We start from the raw sequence: 17,468 nt of genomic DNA on the forward strand, positions 1-17,468 counted from the left end.
GGCATTCGTCGTGACCACCCCGACTGTGAACCTGTCACGTCAAGGTGGGGGAGATGCCCTCGCTGTCCGCTTTACCTGAGAGATTGGCCGCCGGCGTTTGACCGGTGGCTTGCCCCTTCGGTGGACGGGCTCGACCGCAAGGTCCGCCCCGTCTCTCTCCAGTGAGGACGCCCGATGTCTCGAGCGTTTCGTCAGTCCTTTTGCCTGAGCGTTCGCAGCGTGGGATCACCAGTGCCACTGCGCCTTCGGCGGCTCCCGCGAGGGAACTCTCTCCTGACAGGCGCGCATTGTAGTCATGGAATCGGGAACGATGAGGCGCCGACCGGGCCGGTCGACGCGCGGCGGCCGAGGTGCCCGTCCGCCCGCCCGCTTGCCTGCAACTTTGCCGCCGCGTGCACAATCGCGCCCATGCGACTCCTGCTGGTGGAAGACGACCTGATGATCGGCGAGCAGCTGCTCGAGCTGCTGCGCGCCGAGGGTTATGCCGTGGACTGGGTGCGTGACGGCGAGATCGCCGACACCGCGCTGCAATCCCAGACCTACGACCTGGTGATCCTGGACCTGGGCCTGCCCAAGCGCGACGGCATGAGCGTGCTGCAGGCGCTGCGCGGCCGCAAGCAGGCGGTGCCGGTGCTGATCGCCACCGCGCGCGACGCGACCGCCCAGCGGGTCGCCGGCCTGGACGCCGGCGCGGACGACTACGTGCTCAAGCCCTTCGAGCTCGACGAGCTCCTCGCCCGCATCCGCGCGCTGCTGCGCCGCGCCGCCGGCCGCGCGGAGCCGGTCTACGAGCACATGGGCGTCAGCATCAATCCCGCCACGCGAGAGGTCACCGCCAACGGCCATCCGGTCACCCTGTCGCAGCGCGAGTGGGCCGTGCTGGAGCCGCTGCTGGCGCGCCCGGGCATGGTGCTCTCGCGCCAGCAGCTCGAGGAAAAGCTCTATGGCTGGAAAGACGAGATCAGCAGCAACGCCGTCGAGGTCTACATCCACGGCCTGCGCAAGAAGCTGGGCGCGGAACTGATCCAGAACGTGCGCGGCGTCGGTTACCGCGTTCCCAAGGAATGACCCCGGACGCCGGGGCCGGCGCGGGCCGCCGCGGTCCTTGGAGCCGGATCGGCCGGATCTTGAGCCGCATCTTCGGCCGCGGTACGGGGCGGATGCAGCTGCTGCCGAGCTCGCTGCGCTACCGCCTGCTGCTGTTCCTGCTGGGCGCGGTGCTGACCGGCGCGCTGGTGCAGGGCATGAGCGCCTACCGCAACGCGCTGATGGAGACCGACGAGATCTTCGACTACCAGATGCAGCAGGTGGCGCTCTCCTTGCGCGCGGGCATGGGCACGGGCCTGCCGCTGCCGCTCGGCGAGGAGCAGAGCATCGACCTGATCGTCCAGGTCTGGGGCCTGGACGGCACGCCGCTGTACCGCTCGGCCGGGCCGGACTGGCTGCCGCAGCGCGCGGTGCTGGGGTTCTCGAACGTCGCGTTGCGCGGCAAGCGTTACCGCGTCTTCGCGGTGCAGGGGCGTTTCCAGGTCGTGCAGGTGGCGCAGGACATCGCCGTGCGCCAGCGCATGGCCGGCCAGCTCGCGTGGCGCACCGTGCTGCCCACCGCGCTGATGCTGCCGATGCTGGCGCTGGTCGTGTGGTGGGTGGTGTCGCATTCGCTGGCGCCGCTGGAGCGGGTGCGCCAGCAGCTCTCGCGCCGCGCCGCGCAAGACCTGGCCCCGGTCGACGAGGAGGACGTGCCCGCCGAGGTCCAGCCGCTGGTCACCGAACTCAACGCGCTGCTGGACCGGGTGCGCCAGGCCTTCGAGCAGCAGCAGCACTTCGTCGCCGATGCCGCGCACGAGCTGCGCTCCCCGCTGGCCGCCTTGAAGCTGCAGCTGCAGTCCCTGCGCCGCGCGCCGGACGAGGCGGCGCGCGGCCAGGCGCTGGAGAAGCTCGGCCTGGGCATCGACCGGGCGTCCCACCTGATCGAGCAGCTACTGGCGCTGGCGCGCCAGGACAGCGCCAAGGTGCAGGCGCCGGCGCAGCCGATCGCGCTGGACGCGTTGTGCCGCGATGCCGTCATCGACGGCGCGACGCTGGCGCAGGCGCGTGGCATCGACCTCGGCATGGAGCGCTGCGATGCGGTGCTGGTCGACGGCCATCGCGAGGCGCTCACGATGCTGCTGCGCAACCTGCTGGACAACGGCATCAAGTACGGGCGCGGCCGCGTGGACCTGAGTCTGGAGCGCAGCGGGGGTCAGGCCTTGCTGGTGGTCGAGGACGACGGCCCCGGCATCCCCGACGCCGAGCGGGGGAGGGTGTTCGACCGCTTCTACCGGTCCGAATCGCAGGCGCAGCAGGCGCCGGGCAGCGGTCTCGGGCTGGCGCTGGTGCGCAGCATCGCCGACGACCACGGCGCCACGCTGCGGCTGGGTCACAGCACGGCGCTGGGCGGGCTGAGGGTCGAACTGGCGATGCCCTTGTCGAGGACCGCGCAGGCCGCCGTGCTGCCGGCGCCCGGGACCGCGATCGCGACGGGCCTGATCCCCTTGAGCGATTCGAACGACTCGAACGGTCCGAACGATTCGAACGGCCCGGCCGTCGGCCGCTGACCGGCCGCTGGCGGACTGCTGGCGGACTGCTGGCGGACGGCGCGCCGCGGCTCGGGTTTCCGGCGAACCCGAGCCCCTGAGCGCCCACCCAGTGACTCCCTAGGCTGTCACGAGGTCCCGTCATGTCAATCCACAGTCTCGGCGGTTGGACGCCCGCGAGTTCGGTCACCGGCCTGGAGCACGCGCCGCTCGATCTGCCGCGGCAAGCCCGCGCCGATGTCGATGTCGACACGGGCCGGCCGTCCGGTCCTGGGGCGCCCGCGGACAGGGCGCCGTCGCGCTTCTCCCGCTTCTGGGGCCACCAGCGCCTGAAAGCGTCCCAGCGGGTGGCGACGCCCGCCCACGAGGACCGTCCGGAGAAGGCGATCCCGAAGGTGCCCGGCATCGAGAACGGGGCCTATCGCGGCCCCGAGCCCCCCTCCGGCCGCTTCTCCGCCGCGCCGGGCCGAACGGTGCGCCAGCAGGAGGACCTGTACGCGAGCGGCGTGCGTGTTCCGGCGCTGAAGATCTCCGCGGATCAGTTGGCCCGGCGCATGACCCGGCCCACGGGGCTGTCGGGCTGGCTCACCGGGCTGCTCAAGCCGAAGAAGAGTTCCGTCTCGGGGCTGGCGATGAGCCTCGCGGCACCGACCTTGGCGAGGTTGCCCAAGCACCTGGAATCCGGATTGCGGCGCTCGGTCAGTGCGGAGATCTGCAAGACGGTGGTGAGCCGGGCCTTCGACGCGCTGGACGAGCGAGGCAAGCAGCGTTGGATCCGCCGCACGACGGCCACGCGGGGCGCGTTCGCCGCGACGCTGCGTCATCTGGATCGCCGGTGCGTGCTCGAGCAGGGCCAGGGAGGGCCGGGCCCGGAGCGCCATCGCGTCATGCGGGACCTGCTGAACGCGATGCGCGAGCTGCCACGGACCGCTTCACGCGGGCCCGCACCGGATTAAGAGCGACCTAAGCGAAGCTGCTCAAACTTCAGCCATCGAGTCGGCGCCAAGGCCCTCCGCCCTGGTCCCCGACTCCCAGTGAATCTGGAGGTTCAGATGGCTCAAGTGGAGAAGATGATTCCGGTGAAGAAACTCGTGTGGGCGCTGGCCGCGGCCGGCGTGCTGGGGGCCGCGGGCGGTGCGCTCGCGATGCGCAACGGGAAGCTGATGCCGGTCGCGCAGACCTCGGCGCCGGCGTCGACCGACGGCGCCTCGACGTCGAAGGGCGACACCCAGGTGGCCGCGGTCACGACGCCGCTGGCGAACGCCGCCGCTCCGGCCGGCAACTTCACGCCGCCGCCCTCGGGCATGCCCGACTTCGCGCAGATCGCCGCGGCGCAAGGCCCGGCGGTCGTCAACATCAGCGTGTCCGGCACCGTCAAGACGCGGGCCGCGCGCGCGCCGCAGATCGATCCCGACGATCCGTTCTACGAGTTCTTCCGCCGCTTCGGGGTGCCGGGCATGCCCGGTGGTCCGAATGGTGGTGGCGGCGAGGGCGGCAGCCGCGAGATCCGCGGCCAAGGCTCCGGCTTCATCGTCAGCACCGACGGCGTGATCCTCACCAACGCCCACGTCGTGCAGGACGCGCAGGAAGTGGTCGTCAAGCTGACCGACCGCCGCGAGTACCGCGCCAAGGTCCTGGGCAGCGACAAGTCGACCGACGTCGCCGTGCTGAAGATCGAGGCCAAGAACCTGCCGACGGTCCGGCTGGGCGCGACCAAGGACCTGCGCGTGGGCGAATGGGTGCTGGCGATCGGCTCGCCCTTCGGCTTCGAGAACAGCGTCAGCGCCGGCGTGATCAGCGCCAAGGGCCGCTCGCTGGGCCCGGACGAAAGCCGCGTCCCGTTCCTGCAGACGGACGTCGCGATCAACCCCGGCAACTCCGGCGGTCCGCTGTTCAACGCGCGGGGCGAAGTGGTCGGCATCAACTCGCAGATCTACAGCGCGTCGGGTGGCTACCAGGGCCTGTCGTTCGCCATTCCCGTCGAGGTGGCCAACAAGGTCCGCCAGCAGATCGAGAAGGGCGGCAAGGTGCAGCACGCCAAGCTGGGCGTGGTCGTGCAGGAGGTCAACCAGGGCTTCGCCGACTCCTTCAAGCTGGACCGTCCCGAGGGCGCGCTGGTCGCCAACGTCGAGGACAACGGCCCGGCCGCGAAGGCCGGCCTGCGCTCGGGCGACGTGATCCTCGGTTTCAAGGGCCAGCGCATCGTGTCCAGCGGCGATCTGCCGGCGCTGGTGGACCAGTCGCTGCCCGGTGACAAGGTCGACATCGACGTCTGGCGCGGCGGCAAGCGCGAGACCATCACCGCCACCCTCGGCGACGCGAACGAGAAGGGCGCCAAGGTCGCCAAGGGCGGCGACGGCGGTGGCGATGCGGACGCGGATCACGTCAAGCTGGGCCTGGCCCTGCGGCCGCTCCAGCCCGAGGAGCGCCGCCAGCTCGGCACCCGCGACGGCCTGCTGATCCAGGAGGTCGGCGACGGCAGCGCGGCGGCGCGGGCGGGCGTGCGCCCCGGCGACGTGCTGCTGGCGGTCAACGGCACGCCGGTGCAATCCATCGATCAGGTCCGCAGCGCCGTGAAGGGCGCGGAGAAGTCGGTCGCGCTGCTGGTGCAGCGTGGCGGCGACAAGATCTTCGTGCCGGTGCGCATCGGCTGACGCGCCGAGTCTTCCTCTTTCCCGGTCCCCAACCAACCGCTGCCTGTGGCGGTTGCTCCGTAGGGCCCGCGCGTGGTGGCGCGGGCCCTTTTTTTTCGCGCATCATGCGCGGCATGTCGTCGTCCACCTCCGCGTCCACATTCCCGTCTTCTTCCGGCACCGGACCGGTCTCCCCTTCCGCCGCGCGCGAGCGCAGCGGGCGGGCCATCGATGCCTTCGTCGAGTCGCTCTGGATCGAGGAAGGCCTCTCGCGCAACACGCAGCTGGCCTACCGGCGCGATCTGCAGCTGCTCGCCGACTGGGTCGCCGCCGAGCGGGACCGGACCCTCGACCAGGTCGAGGAACTGGACCTGATGGGCTACGCCGCCGCGCGTCATGACGGCGGCAAGGCGAGTTCGGCGAACCGGCGCCTGTCCGTCTTCAAGCGCTACTTCCGCTGGGCGCTGCGCGAGCGCCGCATCGAGCGCGACCCCACGCTCAAGCTGATCACCGCCAAGCAGCCGATGCGCGTGCCCAAGACGCTGTCGCAGCAGCAGGTCGAGGCGCTGCTCGACGCTCCCGACGTCGGCACCGCGCAGGGCCTGCGCGATCGCGCGATGCTGGAGCTGATGTATGCGAGCGGCCTGCGCGTGACCGAGCTGGTGACGCTCAAGAGCGTGCACGTGGGGCTGCGGGAGGCCGTGCTGCGCGTGACCGGCAAGGGCGACAAGGAGCGGATGGTGCCGTTCGGCGAGGAGGCGCACGTCTGGCTGATGCGTTATCTGAAGGAAGGGCGCACGCAACTGCTCAGCGCGCGCAATACCGACGACCTCTTCCTCAGCCGCTTCGGCCAGGCCATGACGCGGGAGAGCTTCTGGCGCATCGTCAAGAAGTACGCGCTCATCGCGGGGATCACGAGTCCGATCTCGCCGCACACGCTGCGGCATGCCTTCGCGACGCATCTGCTCAACCATGGCGCGGACCTGCGCGCGGTCCAGCTCCTGCTGGGGCATGCGGATCTGTCGACGACGCAGATCTACACGCACGTCGCGCGGGAGCGGCTCAAGCAGCTGCACGCGGCGCATCACCCGCGGGGGTGAACGGGCGGAGTGAACGGGCGGAGTGAGCGGGCGGGGTGAGCGGGCGGCGGCGGTCCGCTGGGGGAACCGGAGCCGGGCGAGGGAGCACCAATCCCACATTCCAGCACCTGGCCGCAGTCCCGCATCGGGAATGCCGACTCCCCATGTATCTCCACGCCCATCCGCATTCGTTCGAGGTGAGGTCGACCCCGTTTCAAGGCGGCCTGGCCGCTGGCGGTGCCGGCTCCCTCCTCCATCAACCCTGGCCGTCCCTGGGACCGGGCATCCTGGAGGCCAACCTGATGATGCTGGCCGCGGCGGCGCCCGGCGGCTGGCTGGCGGGCATCGTCCCGGCCATGCTCAACGCGGCGATGACGCCGGCCTTCCGGGGTTTTCCGCCCGTGATGCAGGCGGCCTTGCCCTTGTCGCAGGCGACCATGGAGTCACATGGCGCGATCCTGTTCGCCAGTGCCCTGAATGAGTTCGGCATCACCGACCTCATCGTGGCCGAAGGCCATGTGCCGGGGCCGCTGCTGGCCAGGCTCCGCGAGCCGGGCGGGTCGCAGCGCTGGCAGATGCCGGGGCCCGACGGCGAGCCGGTGACGGCGACCTTTTACCGCGTCGACGTGCCGACCGACGACGGCAGCTGGCTGATCCAGGCCGACGTGTCCTGCGGCGGGCGGACGGTCTCCTCGCAGCTCGTGCGGGCGCACGAGGTCATCGCGGATCCGCGCCGTCCCCAGGCGTTCCGGGACGGCGTGGCGCGTGGACATGCGTCATGGATGCGCCATGCGGCCGAGGGCCAGGATGCGCGCATGGCGGTCGTCTGCGACGACGGTGCCGGCCGTTCCGGCGCCGCGGCGGTGCTGTTGCGACAGATGAGCCATCAGCAGGCTCATGAGTTCAGCGGACGCCCCGGTGCGACCGTGCCTTCCGATGAGCTCCGGTGGGCCGACAACGAGTTCATCGGCGAGGGCGCGCGCAGGCGCGGGTCAGCCTTCGCCGAGAACCAGGAACTGTTCCTGAACCCGACCGCGGGGCGGCCGGCGGACGGCCGCCGCGACGGCTCGGAGGGCCGGGCCGGAGCGAGGCCTTCTCCGCCGGAAGCACTGTTCCAGCCGCCTTTCGTCTGGAGGCCACGCCGAATGCCACCGGACTCCGGCCGCGACAGCGATGGGAGCAGCAGCAGTGGCAGCGGCACCAGCCGTGGCAGCAGCACCAGCGGCTGCTACAGCATCAGCGATGTGTCGTCTCTGGGCGATGTCGATTGGACAGAGGACGACGTGTTCGAGTCCGGCAGCGTAGGCGAGGGATCTTTCGTCGTCGTCGAGGACGCGTCGGAATCGCCAGCATCGCCGGCATCGACACCCGTCATCGCGCAGGAGCCCCGGGCGCCCGTTCGACAGCGGGACGCGGAACCAGCGCTGCTGGATGAGCCGATCCCCACCGGCACCGACTTGCCTCAGCCCTTGATGCCGACGCGGGCAAGCACCCTCGCGGAAGTCGATCGGATGCTGGCGCGCCTGCCCGCCGTGGCAACGCATGACCCCGAAGCCGACGATCGCGCGGCCGCCCGGCTCAAGGATCGCAGGATCATCTCGGCGATGGCCCGTGCGCCGGATTCGCCCACCGCGCTGCCGAGGTCCAGCTCGGCCCCGGATCTCCTGCGTTCCGCCAGGGATGCCGAAGCGGCGACGACGCGCGCCCTGGCCCAGGCGCGCGCCGCGAGCGAACCCACGCTGGGGACGACGTCGCGCGAGCGGCCGCTGCGGAGGGCGATGGGGACCTTGTTCCGGGAGATCGAGAGCTCCCAGGGGCTGGTTCAGACCTTGAAGCGCGCCGTCACGTTCGGCAAGGGAGCGGGCCCATGGGCGGACGAGGTCACGGACCGGATGACACTCGTCGTCGACCAGCTCCGCCGTCTCCATGCGAAGCGGGACCCGGCACGCGAAGGCGCCAGGACGAAGACCGGCGACGACGCCGACTTCATCCTCCAGAGCCTCGCGAAGGCCGCCGGCCACGCGTTCGATGACCTGCAACCGGACACCCGCCTGCGACTCATCCGCGCGTTCCATGGCGATGGCGGCCAACTGGCGGCGCTTCGCGACAAGCGGGACGACCTGCTGACGACCATGACACGCCTGGCCCGCTCGAGCGACCCCGTGTCGGGTGACCCCGGTAGCCTGAGTCCGGCGTTCCGGACTGCTGAACGCGAGCACGAGGCCTTGAACTACACGATCGCGGCCCTGGAATCCGCCGTGCCGTCCAAGCAGGTCCCAGCTAGCCGACCGGCAGCCCCGCCGGCGGCTTGATCTCCTCCAGGCAGATCATCGAGCGCACGTCGGCCACGCCGTCCAGCTGCATCAGCTTGTCGGTGAGGAACTTGGACAGCGCCTGCAGGTCGCGCGCCACCACCTTCAGCAGGTAGTCCGAGTCGCCCGATACGGTGTGGCATTCGAGGATCTCGGGGAAGTCGCGGATCAGCGACTCGATCTCCCGCACGCGGACGAAGGCCTGCGCCGTGATGTTCAGGCTGACGTAGGCGGTGACGCTCAGCCCCAGCGCGAGCGGGGCGACGTCGGCGCGGTAGCCGCGCAGCACGCCGCGCTCCTCCAGCGCGCGCACGCGGCGGAAGCACTGCGGCGCCGACAGGTGGACCTGGGTCGCGAGCTCGACGTTGGACATCCGGCCGTCGCGCTGCAGCGCCTCCAGGATCCGCAGGTCGATCGCATCCAGCGCCACGGGGCCCGTCGGCCGGGCGGGCGTGGTCTTCTTGTCCTTCCGGGTGGTCATCTTGTTCGTCATCGGCATCGTGGCGAGGAATCCTTGCGATTCTATGGAGACCAGTGAACGAAGCGTGCGTGGCGGCGCGCCAACGTCCGGCCGCCCGCGGGTCGCCATCGGCGAGAATCCCGCCCCATGGATCACAGCTTTCTCTCCGCCCTCATCCTGCTGCTGCTGGTGCTCGACCCGCTCGGCAGCCTGCCGATCTTCATCCCCATCATGCGGGCCGTGCCGCGCGAACGCCGGCTGAAGGTCGCCTTGCGGGAGGTGACCATCGCCTTCGGCGTGCTGCTCGCGTTCATGTTCCTGGGAGAAGGTTTCCTGCGGCTGATGCACCTGTCCGAGCGTTCGCTCGAGGTGGCCGGCGGCGTGATCCTGATCATCATCGCGATCCGGATGATCTTCAGCCACGCGGGGGAATCGGCCTACGGCGTCGAGACCGGCCGCGAGCCCTTCATCTTCCCGCTGGCCGTGCCGCTGCTGGCCGGCCCGTCGGCGATGGCGACGGTGCTGCTGCTGGCCTCGCGCCAGCCGGACCGCGTCGCCGAGTGGATAGGCGCGCTGTTCACGGCGATGGTGATCTCGTTCCTCGCGCTGATCCTGGCGGACCGGATCCGCAAGCTGCTCGGCGACTCGGTCGTCTCCGCGATCGAGAAGCTGATGGGCCTGGTCCTGACCGCCATCGCGGTCGAGATGATCCTGTCCGGCCTGAAGCGCTATTTCGTCGGCGGCCTCTGACGCAGCGCCGGTTTGGGCGCTCCGCGTCGTTGCAAATCCTCGCCATAGCGCTGCTATGGCTCCGGTTTGCGCCTAGCGGTGCATCCCAAACCGACGCCGCGTCAGACGCCGCGAGCGATCGGCGACATCTCTTCTGCCGCCTTCGCGGCGGACGGCGAGCGGCGCCATTCGTCGACGGTCATGCCATAGACCGCGATGTCCGCGTCGTGCCAGCGTTGCGTCTCGCGGTAGCTCATGCCGAGCTTCTTCATGATGTGGGCCGAGCCTTCGTTCTCCGGCTCGCAGACCGCGACGATCTCGGGGGCCTTCAGGTCGTCGAACGCGAAGGCCGCCATCCGGCGCGCCGCCTCCGAGCCGTAGCCCCGGCTCCAGCGGTCGCGGCGCAGGCGCCAGCCGATCTCGTGCGGGTTCGTCGTCTCGCCCCGCAGATGCTGGATGCAGCCGGCGCCGACGATCTCGCCGGTCTCGATCTCGAAGAAGGTCCACCAGCTGAAGCCCCAGTCGCCCCAGCGCTTCTTGACCCGGTCGATCATGGCCTGCGTGTCCGCCAGCGTGTCGGGCTTGCCGGTGATGTAGCGCATCACCTCGGGGTCGCGGTTCATCTCGAACAGCCCGTCCAGGTGGGCGTCGGTCATCGGCTCGAGGCGGAGCCGGGCGGTGGTCAGGATCGTCATCGCCACACTGTACGACGCGCTCAGCGCGCGTGACTGTGGTCACCTTCGTGCGACTCCGGCGACTCCGGCGACTCGGGCGATCCTGGCGGCCCAGGCCTCTCGCGACCCGCCGCGGTCCAGGCTGCCGCCGCGGACTGCCGCAACGCCGAGAGATCGATCTCGTGCGGCGGCAGCGCCCCGTTGAGCCAGCGGATCCGGCAGCGCCCGGCGCGCTTGGACTCGAACATGGTCTGGTCCGCGCGGCTCATCAGCACCTCGGCGTCGACCCCGTCGAGCGGGTAGTGCGCGACGCCGATGCTGCTGCCGACCTGCACCATCGCGCCCGAGCTCAGCCGCACCGGTTCCAGGATCGCCCGCAGCAGCCGCTCGCAGATGGGCCGGCTGTCGGTCGGGGCGGGCAGCGGGGAGAGCTGCACCACGAACTCGTCGCCGCCCAGGCGCGCGGCGGTGTCCGTCGCACGGATGCCTGCCAGCAGCCGTTGCGCAACGGCCTTCAGCACCTCGTCGCCTGCGTCGTGGCCGTGCGTGTCGTTGACGGCCTTGAAACCGTCCAGGTCCAGGTTGACCACGGCCACCGCCTGCTTCAGCCGTTGCGCCGAGGCGATCGACTGGCGCAGCCGGTCCGCCAGCAGCACGCGGTTGGGCAGGCCGGTGAGCGCGTCGTGGAAGGCGGCGCGCTCCACGCGGGCCTCGTAGGCCTTGCTCTGCGTGATGTCGACCATCATCCACAGCGTGATCTCCTCGTCGCGTTCGCCCGGCAGCGCGACGCCGTTCAGGTCCACCCAGACGAGGCCGCCGTCCTTGCGCCGCATCTGCTGCTGGCTGCGGTAGTGCTCGCCGCGCCGCAGCACGGGATAGGCGTTCTGGCCGAGTGCGACGAAGCTGTCCTCGTCCAGGTAGAGCTCGCGCACCGGCAGTCCCAGCATCTCGTCCCTGCCGAAGCCGAACAGCCGTTCCAGCGCGCCGTTCTTCCACACGATGCGCCGGCCGCGCAGCTTGGCCATGGCGATGACCTCGGTGTCCAGCATCGCCTGCTGGTCCAGCGTCAGGCGGCGCAGGTCCTCGGTCATCGCGTCGGCGAGCGCCTGCGCGCGGGCGCGCCCGGCGGCCAGCAGGTAGGTCGTCACCGCCAGCAGCGCCGTCAGCACGAGACCGATCAGCCCCGGCCCCCAGCCCGCGGCGTCGATGACCGCGCGCTCGTAGGCCGTCGTCAACGCGGCTTCCACGCGGAAGGCGCGGCCCGCGATCTCGACGCGATGCTCGACGGCGACGACGCGGTTGTCGAAGCCGGCCCGCGCGCCCGGCGGGGCGTCCAGCGGCTGGATGCCGGTGGCCGAATCCAGCAGCAGGTCCTCGACCGGGGTGTGGTCGTCGACCAGCAGCCGGAAGTCCATCGGCGCGGCCGCCAGCCCCTCCTTGAGCCCGTGCAGGATCTCCTGCGCCACCAGCGGCGCGTAGAGCACGCCCAGCAGCGCCTGGCGACGCTGCTCGGGGGTGGCCGGATCGGCGCCGTCGCGGAACACCGGCACCAGCAGCAGCATCCCGGGCCCGTGGGCGCGGTCCTGCACCAGCGGCACCGGCGCGGAGAGCGTCGCCTCGCCGGCGGCGATCGCCTGCTCGATGGCCCGGCGGCGGACCGTTTCCGATCCGAGGTCGAAGCCCCAGGCCGGATAGTTCTGCGCCAGCGGCTCGATGTGCGCGACGACGAAGAGGTCCGGCGCGGAGTCGCCGAAGCTTCGCACTGAAAACTGCGGCGCGCCGTCGGCCCGTTCGGCGGCGATGAAGGCGGGGAGGTCCTCGCGCATCACGCGGGGCACGAAGCCGAAGCCGCGCACGCCCGGAAATTCGCGCGGCAGGTCGCGCGACTGCACATAGGCGCGGAACGCGTTGCGGTCCAGCCGGCCGTGCAGCGCGGCGATCGTGCCGCGCGCGCCCTTGAGGCGGGTTGCATGAAGCGCTGGACGACGTCGTGCTGCAGGCGTTCCATCTGGGCCTCGAGCACGCGGTGACCTTCGGCGACGACGCGGTTGCGGTTCCACAGCATCGCGCTGAGCGTCAGCGCCAGGCCGGTCAGCAGGACCAGCAGCGCGCCGACCACGGCCGGCATCGGCAGGTCGCCGGACGGCGGGACGCCCGGTTCATGGAACGTGGCGTCTGGCGAGTCTCCCGGATCTCGCGAACCTTGTTCTGTTGTGGCGTGCACGGGCAGGGCGGCGGGGCCGCGGGCGCTGGACACAGCCGTTGACTGTAGAGCAGGCGCGGACCGGCGGCACGCGTCCCTGCGGCGCGTCCGGATTCGTTACAACTGGCGAGACGGACCGTGGCGCAAGCGCCTATCCTCCCTCGCTCAAGGGGGCGGCGCGCGGCTTGCTCCTGTGCTGCAATCGATCCTCATCTCCGGCGAAGGTGGGCGGCATGGCTCAAGACTCGGACAGGGGCCCAGGGGCCTGGTGGACTTCCCTGCGGCGGCGCTGGTTGGCGCGTCGCGAGCCTCCGGCGCGGATCGCCGCCGCCGACGAGGCGCAGTTGATGGACGACCTCAAACGCGAGGCCGCCCGCGCGCAGCGGCACCGCCACGACGGCGTGCTGATGCTGCTGGAGCTCGATCCCTGGGCGCGCCTGCAGCAGCAGTACGGCGACGATTGCATCCAGGCGCTGGACGAGCGGCTCGACCAGCTCGTGCGGCAGCAGCTGCGCGGCGGCGACTGGCTGCTGCCCCTGCCGCGCGGCGTGTGGGCCGCCTACCTGCCGTGCACCGATCCGCTGGGCGCGCTGGACGCCGCCGACCGGGTGCGCGCCCGCGTGGCGACCCTCGATTACCGCTGGTCGGGGCAGGCGCTGCCCTTGAGCGCGAGCCTGGGACTGGCCCATTGGCAGGACTGGCGGCGCGAGCCGCAGCAGGGCGCGGACCAGCTGCTGCAGCAGGCCCGCCAGGCGCTGGCGATGGCGCGCGGCGCCGGCTGCAACTGCGTGCGCGCCTACGCGGCGATCCCGTCGGGGCGCAACCGCTACAGCGGCACCAGGCCGGCCTAGCCGGGCGCAACAACGGTACGCCTGCCGGCGTAGCACGCCGCCATCACGCCTCCTGGCCGCGTGGCCGGCGCTACAACGGCACCTTGCCCGCGTAGCCCGTCATCTCCAGGTAGCCCCAGCCCAGCGTGCGGCCGGCCTCGTCCGCCACGCGCGCCACGCCTTCCCAGTACGGGAACCCGGTGCTGCGGCGCGCGTCGATCTCCTGGGCCGCGTAGGCGGCCTCCACGATGTAGGTGCCGCGCGGCGTGCGGATCCGCCACCGGACCGGGTAGGTGGCCAGGCTGACCGGACTCTTCCAGAACGCCAGCGGCTCGAACTGGAGCTGCTGTTCGAAGTCGACCGGCGCGCCGCCCGTCGCCGCGCGCCAGCTGCCGCCGGTCCAGATGACCGTGCCGTCCTGCCCCCGCATCCGGAACAGCGTCAGCGACGCGCCGTCGTCGAGGTTCAGCCCCAGCCAGTCCCAGCCGACCGCGCGGTCCGGTGCCGCGTCGGCGCCGCGGCCCAGATACTGGTTGCTCCATTCGTGGTCGAGCCAGGCCCGGGCGCGCACGTCGCGTGTGCCGTGCGTGCCGTCCTCGCGCAAGGCGAGCCGGCCGGTGCCGCTCAATTGCGGCTCGCTGACGTAGCGGCTCGCCTGCTGCGCGCCGGGTCCCTTGCGCGACCAGCCGGCGCGGCCCTGCAGCAGAGGCGTCTGTGGCGCGTCCAGCGTCAGCTCGAGCGCGAAGCCGGCGTGCTCGCTCGCCATCAGCAGCGTGTAGCGGCTGTGGCCGCCGCGTCCGTCAGCCGCGCCGGGACCGCCCGCACCCGCCATGCGGCGCAACTGCCAGTTGCCCAGGCGCACGCGGGTGTCGTCGAGCTCGGTCCGCGCGTTGGCGAAACCGTGCCGCAGCACCTGCTGGTCGTGCAGCAGCCGCTGCCGGCCCAGGTCCGAGATCGCCGCATGGCCCAGCATCATCTGGTCCGGGACGAAAGCCGATTGCAACGGACGCTTCAGGTCGTTGCGGACGCGGAAGAAGGTGAGCTGGAAACCGAAGTCCGGGCGCGGGCTGCCGGCGCCGTCCTTGCCGGTCCTGGCTGCCGGTTCATTGGCAGTCGATCCCGCGGACAGCACCCCGGTCACGTACCACCACTCGACGCGGGTCTCGGGATGCGCGCCATGGTCGCGCGGGAAATGCAGCGGCGCGGCGGACAAGATTTCAGAAGCCGATGAGGCCGTCGATAAGGCCGTCGATGCGGCTGCGGATGGCGGCGCCGATGCCTTCGTGGCAGGGACCCTCCGGCTCTGCGCGAAGGCAGACCCCGGCGTCGTCGTGAGCGCTGCGAGTCCCAATCCGCCCAGCAGCGGGCGTCGTCCGATCATCACCAGTCCTCCCGCACGGCGCGCAGGGCCTCGCCGCTGCCGGCGCGCAGCGCGCGCGCGCTGGCCCAGGCGGCCGTCGCGCCGGTGGCGAGCAGGCTGGCCGCCAGCAGCGCCGCGACGCGCCAGCCGGGGACCGACCAGTCCATGCTCCAGTGGAAACTCTGCGGATTGAGCCGGAACACCAGCACCGCGCTGATGGCCAGGCCAACCAGCAGGCCCATGACCGCGCCGGCCAGCGCCTGCAGCAGCGTCTCGGCGAGCACCAGCCGGCGCAGCATCGCGCGCGTCAGGCCGAGGTGCATGAGCAGGCCGAACTCGCGCCGCCGCGCCAGCAGCTGCGCCGACAGGCTGGCGGCGACGCCGAACAGTCCCAGTCCGAGTCCCACCGCCTGCAGCCAGTAGGTGATCGCGAAGCTGCGGTCGAAGATCGCGAGCGAGAAACGGCGCAGCTCGCCGGCCGACGCGATCTCCAGCGACTCCGGCGCGCCGGTGGCGTCGCGCAGCGCCTGCTGGACGGCGATCGGATCGGCGCCGGACTTCAGCCACAGCGCGAGCTCGGTGATCGCGGCATCGCCGCTGAGCCGCTCCCAGTCTCGCCGCTCCATCAGCACGGCGCCGCTCTGGCGGCTGTAGTCGCGCCAGATCGCCTTCACGCCGACCGGCAACTGACGTCCGTCGAGCCGGAGCATGAAGCGGTCCCCGGGCGCGAGGCGGAGCTCATCGCGCATCGCTTCGTTGATGTAGACCGGCTGCAGGCCGTCGGGCAGCGTGGCGGCCTCGCCCTGCAGCGGCAGCCGGTGATCGAGCGGCCGCGCCAGCAGCGTCGTGCCGCCGGTCATGCCGCGCACCCGGATCCCGATCGCGCGCGTGCGCTGCGCCGCCACGCGTTCGACGCCCGGCAACGCCGCCGCCGACGCGGCCAGGCCCGGCGGCATCGGCTGGCCCTGCTGGGCGCTGTCGCGGGCGGTCTGTCGCAGGTAGAGGTCGGCGGGCAGCATGTCGCTCAGCCATTGGTCCAGCGAATTGCGGAAGCTCGCGACCATCACCAGCATCGCCACGGCGAGTGCGAGCGCGACCAGCACGCCGGCGATCAATCGGCCCGCTTCGCCGGCTTGGTCGCGGGCGCGTTCGACGGCCAGCAGCGGCAGCGCGCGCCGCGCGGCCCAGCCGCGCAGCAGGCCCGTGATCGCGCGCAGCACGAAGGGCACCGTGCCCAGCGCGCCGAGCAGCAGCGCGACCATCGCCGCGTAGGTCCCGAGCGGCAGTCCGAAGACCAGGCGCATCCCCGTCAGCGGCACGGCCGCGACCAGCAGCACGGGGCCCATCCACCACCAGCGGCCGGCCTCGCCGCCGCTGCCCAGGCCCTTGAGCACCTGCGCGACCGGCAGCCCGCGCAGACGCGCCAGCGGCAGGGCCGCCGCGCCCAGGCTCACCAGCGGTCCCAGCGCAAGCAGGCCCGCGATCGAGGCGCCGGAGAGCTGCAGCTCGGGCCGTCCGCCGCTGAGCCCGGTCAGCCCGCTGCCGAGATCGCCGCCGAGCGCATGCAGGCCCAGTTCCGCGAGCGCGACGGCCAGCCCCAGTCCCAACACCGCGCCGGCGAGTCCGAGCGCCAGCGCCTCCGACACCAGCAGCGCCAGCCGCTGCCGCGCGCTCATGCCGAGCACGCCCAGCAGCGCGAGTTGCGGGAGCCGCTGCGCCACCGACAGGCTGTGCACCGCGAAGACCATGAACGCGCCGACGAAGAGCGCCATCAGCGACAGCACGCCGAGATTGAGCCGGTAGGCACGCGTGAGGCGGCGCGCCTCGTCGGCCTGCTGGCGGGCCTGGTCCTCGGGCGCGCGGGCCTGGACGCCGGCGGGCCAGTCGGTGGGCACCGCGCGGCCCGAGGCCATGCGCAGCAGGATCGCGTCGAGCTGGCCGGGGCGATGCAGCAGTTGCTGCGCCCAGGCGATGTCGACGATCACCAGCGGCTGCTGGCGGTCCGGCACGCGGCCGGCGACCGGGAGCGGGTTCGGCTCGTCCGGGAGATCGACGCGCAGGGATGAGGGAGGGACATCGAAGCCGAGCCGCGTCCACGCCGCGTCGCTGACCAGCAGCGCCGGCTCGCGCAGCGCGCGGCCGAGGTCGGCGCCGTCCAGCCGGGGGAACCATTGCGGATGAAAGGCGCCGAGCTGCACCAGATCCAGTCCGATCAGGCGGACGCGCTGCCAGGACCCGTCGCGACCCTGCAGCCGGATGCTGGCGTCGAGCCGCGGCGCGAGGGCCGCGATGTCGTCGCGCGCGGCGAGTTCGGCGAAGTAGCGGTCCGACAGCGGCGCGGCGCCGGGCGCGGGGCTGAGTTCGGTGTCGGCCACCGCGCTGCTCTGGCGCGCGGCGGATTCGAACTGCGCCAGCGCCGATGCGTTGATCCAGTGCACCGCGCCGGCCAGCGCCAGCCCCAGCGCGATCGTCAGGAGCGCCGCGAGCTGGCGGCCCCACTGCAGGCGCAATGCCGGCCACGACAGCTGCCACCACCAGCCCCAGGCGCGGCGCAGGCCGGCGAATGCGGAGGAGGCGACGACCTGGTTCATTGCGGGCTCATCTCGGACTCA

The 17,468-nt window shown here is 71.8% G+C and carries 14 protein-coding genes and 2 riboswitches; of the genes, 8 read left to right on the top strand and 6 right to left on the bottom strand.

Annotated features, from left to right (window positions below; all coding sequences use genetic code 11):
- Positions 1-52 precede the first annotated feature (52 nt).
- Positions 53-172, bottom strand: a riboswitch (glycine riboswitch).
- Between the two features lie 10 nt (positions 173-182).
- A riboswitch (glycine riboswitch) is annotated at positions 183-286 on the bottom strand.
- Positions 287-408: 122 nt separating this feature from the next.
- The 6 genes from AC07OZ_RS00555 to AC07OZ_RS00580 all read left to right on the top strand — a co-directional run bounded on the left by AC07OZ_RS00555 (position 409) and on the right by AC07OZ_RS00580 (position 8,600).
- On the top strand, positions 409-1,068 hold the full coding sequence (locus tag AC07OZ_RS00555) for a response regulator (protein ID WP_088408195.1): 660 nt from the start codon (positions 409-411) through the stop codon (positions 1,066-1,068).
- A 59-nt stretch (positions 1,069-1,127) separates the two neighbouring features.
- Positions 1,128-2,597: an ATP-binding protein gene (locus tag AC07OZ_RS00560; RefSeq protein ID WP_495465242.1), complete on the top strand. Its 1,470-nt coding sequence runs from the start codon at positions 1,128-1,130 to the stop codon at positions 2,595-2,597.
- Between the two features lie 122 nt (positions 2,598-2,719).
- A complete protein-coding gene (locus tag AC07OZ_RS00565; protein ID WP_495465243.1) occupies positions 2,720-3,532 on the top strand; it encodes a hypothetical protein in 813 nt (270 codons plus the stop codon).
- A gap of 96 nt (positions 3,533-3,628) precedes the next feature.
- Entirely contained in the window at positions 3,629-5,230 is a 1,602-nt protein-coding gene (locus AC07OZ_RS00570; RefSeq protein WP_495465244.1) for a DegQ family serine endoprotease, read from the top strand.
- Positions 5,231-5,343: 113 nt separating this feature from the next.
- Positions 5,344-6,309, top strand: coding sequence for a site-specific tyrosine recombinase XerD (xerD, locus tag AC07OZ_RS00575; RefSeq protein ID WP_495465245.1), 966 nt, complete (start codon positions 5,344-5,346; stop codon positions 6,307-6,309).
- Between the two features lie 143 nt (positions 6,310-6,452).
- The gene (locus AC07OZ_RS00580; protein WP_495465246.1) at positions 6,453-8,600 is read left to right on the top strand and encodes a hypothetical protein; all 2,148 of its coding nucleotides are present in this window, start codon (positions 6,453-6,455) and stop codon (positions 8,598-8,600) included.
- Here AC07OZ_RS00580 and AC07OZ_RS00585 read toward each other — a convergent pair.
- The gene (locus AC07OZ_RS00585; RefSeq protein WP_495465247.1) at positions 8,569-9,081 is read right to left on the bottom strand and encodes an Lrp/AsnC family transcriptional regulator; all 513 of its coding nucleotides are present in this window, start codon (positions 9,079-9,081) and stop codon (positions 8,569-8,571) included. The genes AC07OZ_RS00580 and AC07OZ_RS00585 overlap by 32 nt on opposite strands.
- Positions 9,082-9,207: 126 nt before the next feature.
- On the opposite strand from AC07OZ_RS00585, the gene AC07OZ_RS00590 reads away from it, so the two are divergent.
- Positions 9,208-9,810: a MarC family protein gene (locus tag AC07OZ_RS00590; protein ID WP_377155647.1), complete on the top strand. Its 603-nt coding sequence runs from the start codon at positions 9,208-9,210 to the stop codon at positions 9,808-9,810.
- Positions 9,811-9,911: 101 nt separating this feature from the next.
- On the opposite strand, the gene AC07OZ_RS00595 is transcribed toward AC07OZ_RS00590, so the two are convergent.
- From AC07OZ_RS00595 to AC07OZ_RS00605, 3 genes are read right to left on the bottom strand one after another with little or no spacing between them, the layout of a single operon-like run.
- Positions 9,912-10,484, bottom strand: a complete 573-nt coding sequence (locus tag AC07OZ_RS00595; RefSeq protein ID WP_495465248.1) for a GNAT family N-acetyltransferase — start codon at positions 10,482-10,484, stop codon at positions 9,912-9,914.
- A gap of 20 nt (positions 10,485-10,504) precedes the next feature.
- Positions 10,505-12,355, bottom strand: a complete 1,851-nt coding sequence (locus AC07OZ_RS00600; protein WP_495465249.1) for a sensor domain-containing diguanylate cyclase — start codon at positions 12,353-12,355, stop codon at positions 10,505-10,507.
- A complete protein-coding gene (locus AC07OZ_RS00605) occupies positions 12,289-12,591 on the bottom strand; it encodes a hypothetical protein (protein WP_495465250.1) in 303 nt (100 codons plus the stop codon). The genes AC07OZ_RS00600 and AC07OZ_RS00605 overlap by 67 nt, the downstream gene beginning before the upstream one ends.
- 422 nt (positions 12,592-13,013) lie before the next feature.
- On the opposite strand from AC07OZ_RS00605, the gene AC07OZ_RS00610 reads away from it, so the two are divergent.
- Positions 13,014-13,517: a GGDEF domain-containing protein gene (locus AC07OZ_RS00610; protein WP_495465251.1), complete on the top strand. Its 504-nt coding sequence runs from the start codon at positions 13,014-13,016 to the stop codon at positions 13,515-13,517.
- Positions 13,518-13,587: 70 nt separating this feature from the next.
- Here the strand turns inward: AC07OZ_RS00610 and AC07OZ_RS00615 are convergent, their stop codons facing one another.
- Together AC07OZ_RS00615 and AC07OZ_RS00620 are read right to left on the bottom strand one after the other, a co-directional pair.
- The gene (locus AC07OZ_RS00615) at positions 13,588-14,709 is read right to left on the bottom strand and encodes a lipocalin-like domain-containing protein (RefSeq protein ID WP_495465252.1); all 1,122 of its coding nucleotides are present in this window, start codon (positions 14,707-14,709) and stop codon (positions 13,588-13,590) included.
- Positions 14,710-14,876: 167 nt separating this feature from the next.
- Positions 14,877-17,447: an FtsX-like permease family protein gene (locus AC07OZ_RS00620; RefSeq protein ID WP_495465253.1), complete on the bottom strand. Its 2,571-nt coding sequence runs from the start codon at positions 17,445-17,447 to the stop codon at positions 14,877-14,879.
- Between the last annotated feature and the right edge of the window lie 21 nt (positions 17,448-17,468).

It is taken from the genome of Roseateles sp. GW821-FHT09G03 (assembly GCF_059416045.1).

Bases quoted from the DNA above. Each gene is read 5' to 3' on its own strand.
- AC07OZ_RS00580 (WP_495465246.1), top strand. From the start codon at position 6,453: ATGTATCTCCACGCCCATCCGCATTCGTTCGAGGTGAGGTCGACCCCG.
- AC07OZ_RS00585 (WP_495465247.1), bottom strand. From the start codon at position 9,081: ATGACCACCCGGAAGGACAAGAAGACCACGCCCGCCCGGCCGACGGGC.
- AC07OZ_RS00610 (WP_495465251.1), top strand. From the start codon at position 13,014: ATGGACGACCTCAAACGCGAGGCCGCCCGCGCGCAGCGGCACCGCCAC.
- AC07OZ_RS00590 (WP_377155647.1), top strand. From the start codon at position 9,208: ATGGATCACAGCTTTCTCTCCGCCCTCATCCTGCTGCTGCTGGTGCTC.
- AC07OZ_RS00595 (WP_495465248.1), bottom strand. From the start codon at position 10,484: ATGACGATCCTGACCACCGCCCGGCTCCGCCTCGAGCCGATGACCGAC.
- AC07OZ_RS00605 (WP_495465250.1), bottom strand. From the start codon at position 12,591: ATGCCGGCCGTGGTCGGCGCGCTGCTGGTCCTGCTGACCGGCCTGGCG.
- AC07OZ_RS00565 (WP_495465243.1), top strand. From the start codon at position 2,720: ATGTCAATCCACAGTCTCGGCGGTTGGACGCCCGCGAGTTCGGTCACC.
- AC07OZ_RS00555 (WP_088408195.1), top strand. From the start codon at position 409: ATGCGACTCCTGCTGGTGGAAGACGACCTGATGATCGGCGAGCAGCTG.
- xerD (WP_495465245.1), top strand. From the start codon at position 5,344: ATGTCGTCGTCCACCTCCGCGTCCACATTCCCGTCTTCTTCCGGCACC.
- AC07OZ_RS00620 (WP_495465253.1), bottom strand. From the start codon at position 17,447: ATGAACCAGGTCGTCGCCTCCTCCGCATTCGCCGGCCTGCGCCGCGCC.
- AC07OZ_RS00570 (WP_495465244.1), top strand. From the start codon at position 3,629: ATGGCTCAAGTGGAGAAGATGATTCCGGTGAAGAAACTCGTGTGGGCG.